Source organism: Mesorhizobium sp. LjRoot246 (assembly GCF_964254115.1).
GTDB lineage: Bacteria > Pseudomonadota > Alphaproteobacteria > Rhizobiales > Rhizobiaceae > Mesorhizobium.
In genome coordinates, this window is record NZ_CAXUSN020000001.1 from 5,700,285 (window position 1) to 5,704,395 (window position 4,111).

The 4,111-nt window shown below is 61.6% G+C and carries 3 protein-coding genes and 1 pseudogene; all 4 read right to left on the bottom strand.

The features are described from left to right. Nucleotides 1–32 precede the first annotated feature (32 nt). Nucleotides 33–353: pseudogene (locus tag ACSQ3L_RS27835) on the bottom strand (type I secretion system permease/ATPase); the annotation flags it as partial. Further along, complete coding sequence (locus ACSQ3L_RS27840; protein ID WP_436162821.1) at nt 245–619, bottom strand: transposase; 375 nt, start codon at nt 617–619, stop codon at nt 245–247. The pseudogene ACSQ3L_RS27835 and the gene ACSQ3L_RS27840, both read right to left, overlap by 109 nt. Nucleotides 620–829: 210 nt before the next feature. After that, on the bottom strand, nt 830–2,152 hold the full coding sequence (locus ACSQ3L_RS27845) for an HlyD family type I secretion periplasmic adaptor subunit (protein ID WP_436162822.1): 1,323 nt from the start codon (nt 2,150–2,152) through the stop codon (nt 830–832). A 27-nt stretch (nt 2,153–2,179) separates the two neighbouring features. Further along, nucleotides 2,180–3,901, bottom strand: coding sequence for a type I secretion system permease/ATPase (locus tag ACSQ3L_RS27850; RefSeq protein ID WP_436162823.1), 1,722 nt, complete (start codon nt 3,899–3,901; stop codon nt 2,180–2,182). Nucleotides 3,902–4,111 lie beyond the last annotated feature (210 nt).

Sequence of the window (4,111 nt, forward strand, 5' to 3'; positions counted from 1 at the left end):
GATGGTCCGATCGATGGTTGGGGTCCCGGCCATCAGGATACATTCTCTTCAGATGCGGGCACGACCTTCAAGGGAACGCCGGCCGGCCGTGTGACCTTGTTCAAGACTTCATTCTTCGGGCCAAACGCCTGGACGCGGCCGTTGGCCATCACCAGAACCTGATCGAGGCTTGCGAGCGCGCTCGGGCGGTGCGCTACGACCACGGCGATGCCGCCGCGCGCGCGAACGCCCTGGATGGCTTCCGTCAACGCAGCCTCGCCTTCGGCATCGAGGTTCGAATTGGGCTCGTCGAGGATGACCAGCTTTTCGGCCGCGGAGCGCTTTTCAGAGCCCCCTTTAGAAACTCCAGCTCCAGAGCCTGCTTGCCGACCAGCCGCTCAAGCGCGGCGATCCGCACCTCATATTCCGTGATGAGAGTGGCCGAAGCCGTATCTTCATCGAAGCCGCCTGCCTCATATTTGCCAATCCAGACACGGATCAGGGTGCGGGTGATGTCATGCCGTTTCGCCAACTGTGCAGCGTCTCGCCCGACAGATATTCCTGCACGACCTGACGCTTGAACGCGATGCTGTAACACGATGTCTTGCCATGGTTCTCTCTTCGAAAACCCGACAGCCATGGTCAATTCCCCATCATGATCTGTCCACTCCGAGGTCACTTTTGGGAGACATGCATTGAATTAATGGGCAAACCAGCAACGGCTTCAATCAAATCCCTCATCGCCTCCGCTGCTGGACGTTTCAGTTCGTCAGTTCGACTATTGAAGATGATTCAGCTGACATTTCTGTTCCGCTACCCACAACCCCTCGGCCACGCTATCAAGATCGTGCTATTGTTCACGGAATGCATGGCGGATGCTGTCTGACAACGGTTTGAAAATGAAATCCAACACCGTGCGAGAACTGGTCTCTATGAACGCTTCGGCCGGCATCCCGGGCATCAGCGCGAGGTCGCCCAGCTTCGCAATCTCCTCGGGCGAAACGATGATGCCGACGCGGTAGAAGGCGACGCCGGTCTTCTCGTTTACGATCGTAGACGGTGAGATCGTGTCTATGCTGCCGAACAGCTGCGGCGTCGTGCGCTGGTTGAATGCCGGAAAGCGTATCAGCGCCTTGTGTCCGGCGTGCAGTTGATCGATGGAGCGCGGCTCGACGTTGACCTCCAGATCCAGGCCCTGATCGATGGCGATGAGTTGCATCAGCGTGCCGCCAGGCGGCACAACGCCACCGATTGTGTAGACGTTGAGCTCATGCACGATGCCGTTGACCGGCGCCCTGATTTCGATGCGCTCCAGCTGCTTGTTGGTGGCCAGTATCTGCTGGACGAGATCGTCGACCTGCGTCGATACCTCCCGCAGTTCCGACAGCACCTGCTCCTGGAACTCGCGATCGATCTGCAGGATGGCAATGTCGGTCTCGCGGATCGAATTCTCGATGCGGGCGAGATCGGCCTGACTCTCCGCGATCTGCCCCTCGAGGTCGGCGCGGCGCGCCTCTTGCGCCATCACCCGCGTTTCCGCCGCAAGCCCTTGGTCGCGCAGCTTCTTGATGCCGTTGAGCTCCCGGACGACGTAGCCGAGCTGCTCCCGCTTCGATTTCACCATTCCTTGCACGCCGGTGATCTGGTTGCCAAACTGGCTGATCTTCTCGCGCTGCTGCTCGATCTGGCCGGTGCGGCTCATCCGCCGCGCATGAAACAGCCTTTCCTGCCCGTGGCGATGCCCTTCATTCTGGTCGATGCCGGTGAGGTGGAGGATGGTTTCATCAAAGGTCAGGCTGTCGGCGCCATCCCGCTCCGCTTCCAGTCGCGCCTTGCGCGCCAGCCCCTCTCGCAGGCGATTGCGATAGATCTCAACATTGGCGTCCAGCAGCGTCTCGTCCAGCCTGACCAGAACGTCTCCGGCTTTCACCAGATCGCCATTCTTGACCAGAATCTCCTTGATGATACCGCCGTCGAGATGCTGCACCAGCTTCGGCTTGCCTCTGACGATGATCGAGCCGGAGGCAATGACCGCACCGGAGATCGAGGCATAGGCCATCCAGAAAAAGACACCACCGAACAGGACAAGGAAAGCCGCCAGTCCTACAACCAGGAATGTCCGGTAGCCGGTGCGTGGCTTGCCGCTTCTGTCCGTGGAAGATATGTTGCTCATCGCTTCACCCCCGCCGAAATTGCCACGTCAGACCGAGCGCGTCACTTTGCGCAGCACCTCGGACTTGTCGCCGAGTTCGACCGTGGTTCCGTTCGACAGCATCATCACCTTGTTGACGGCTGCGATCGCGCTCGGCCGGTGCGTCATGACGACAACCACCGATCCGGCCGCGCGCATCTGCTCGATCGCAGCCGTCAGTGCGGCATCGCCATCGGCGTCGAGATTGGAATTGGGCTCGTCGAGCACGACCAGCTTCGGCATGCGAAACAGTGCGCGGGCAAGCCCTATGCGCTGGATCTGCCCGCCCGAAAGCGACGTCGGGCCGTAGCCGATGGTTGTGGCGTAGCCCTCGGGCAGGCGCAGGATCATCTCGTGCACGCCGGCGGTCTGCGCGGCGCGGATGATGTCGGCATCCTGCGCTTCGGGATCGAAGCGGGCTATGTTCTGCCGGACGGTGCCGGCCAAAAGCTCGACCGACTGCGGCAGGTAGCCAACATAGCGACCCAGCGCCTCGCTGTCCCAGTGCGCCAGCGACGCGCCGTCGAGCCGGATCGAGCCGGCATCCGGCGTCCAGGCACCGATCAGCAGCCGCGCCAGCGTGGACTTGCCGGATGCGCTTGGGCCGATGACGCCCAGCCCGTCGCCCGGCACCAGGTCGAAGCTGATCTGGTTAAGGATCACACGGCGACCTCCGCCGGCATCAGTGGCCTGCCCCGGGGCGTGTTTGGTCACGTTGCGCAGCTGCAGGTCGCCCTTCGGCTCAGGCAGCTGGATTGGCGGCTGCGCCTTTTCGGCCTGGTCCAGATGCGCGGTGAGCCGCCGGTAGGCGAGCCTGGCGCGCACGATTCCCGTCCATTGCCCGATCACCTGGTCGACCGGCGCCAGCGCACGCCCCGAGATGATGGAGGAGGCCACGATCATGCCTGGTGAGATTTCTTGCTGGATGGCGAGCCAGGCGCCAAGCGCCAGATTGGCCGATTGCAGAAGCATCCGGACGGCCTTGGAGATGGAGGCGAAGATCTCCGAATTCTCCGAGCCCGCCTGCGCCCGCTCCGTGCTTTCTCCATGCATCGCCTGCCACTGCCGCCCGACATTGCCGAGCATGCCCATCGACAGGATGGCCTCGGCGTTGCGGTTGCTCTGCTCGACGAAGCGGCTCTCCAGCCCCTCTATGGCGGCGGCACGGCCGAGATGGCGCCTTGTCAGCATCTCGTTCGCCAATGCCAGAAGGGCCACCAATACCGCGCCACCGAGCGACAGGAACCCGAGATAGGGGTGCATGAAGAAGACGAGGGCTAGGTAGAACGGCATCCACGGCATATCGAAAAAGCCAAGCAGGCCCGAACTGCCGAGAAACGCACGCACCGCGTTCAAATCCTGGATCGGCCGCCCCGCCTCGGCCTGGCCAGCGACACCCTGGCAAACCCAGGTGCGGAAGGTAAGCCCGCCCAGCCGCTGGTCGAGCCAATAGCCGGAGCGCGAAAGAATGCGGGTACGCAGGAAGTCGAACACGCCCAGGAACAGATACAGCCCCACCACCAGCCCGAAAAAGGCGATCAGCGTCGGCACCGAGCGCGCTGTCAGCACGCGATCGTAGACCTGCAGCATGAACATCGGCCCGGTCAACATCAGCAGATTGATCGCGAAGCTGAACAGGCCGACGCCGACAAAGGCCGTCCGCAGCGAGCGCAGGGCAAGGCTGAGCGGGTTCTTGTCCTTGCCGGATTTGGCCGAACGCGGCTGGTTCATGATGCCTCGGACGGTTCGAACAAGTGTAGGGTCAGTGGTCCCACCTCAAATTTTTGATCTAGCAGGCTGTTGAAAACTGTTTTGTTCGCGGAACCCATCAGAATCAGCCGAGTACAAATCAGATTCAAAACGGGTATCTCGGATCCTTTTTCAACAACCTGCTAGTCTATCTCTTTGTTTGAGAATCGGATCGTCCCGGGGTCCGATGCC

Coding starts and splice junctions, on each gene's coding strand:
- ACSQ3L_RS27845 (WP_436162822.1), bottom strand. CDS start 2,152: ATGAGCAACATATCTTCCACGGACAGAAGCGGCAAGCCACGCACCGGC.
- ACSQ3L_RS27840 (WP_436162821.1), bottom strand. CDS start 619: ATGGCTGTCGGGTTTTCGAAGAGAGAACCATGGCAAGACATCGTGTTA.
- ACSQ3L_RS27850 (WP_436162823.1), bottom strand. CDS start 3,901: ATGAACCAGCCGCGTTCGGCCAAATCCGGCAAGGACAAGAACCCGCTC.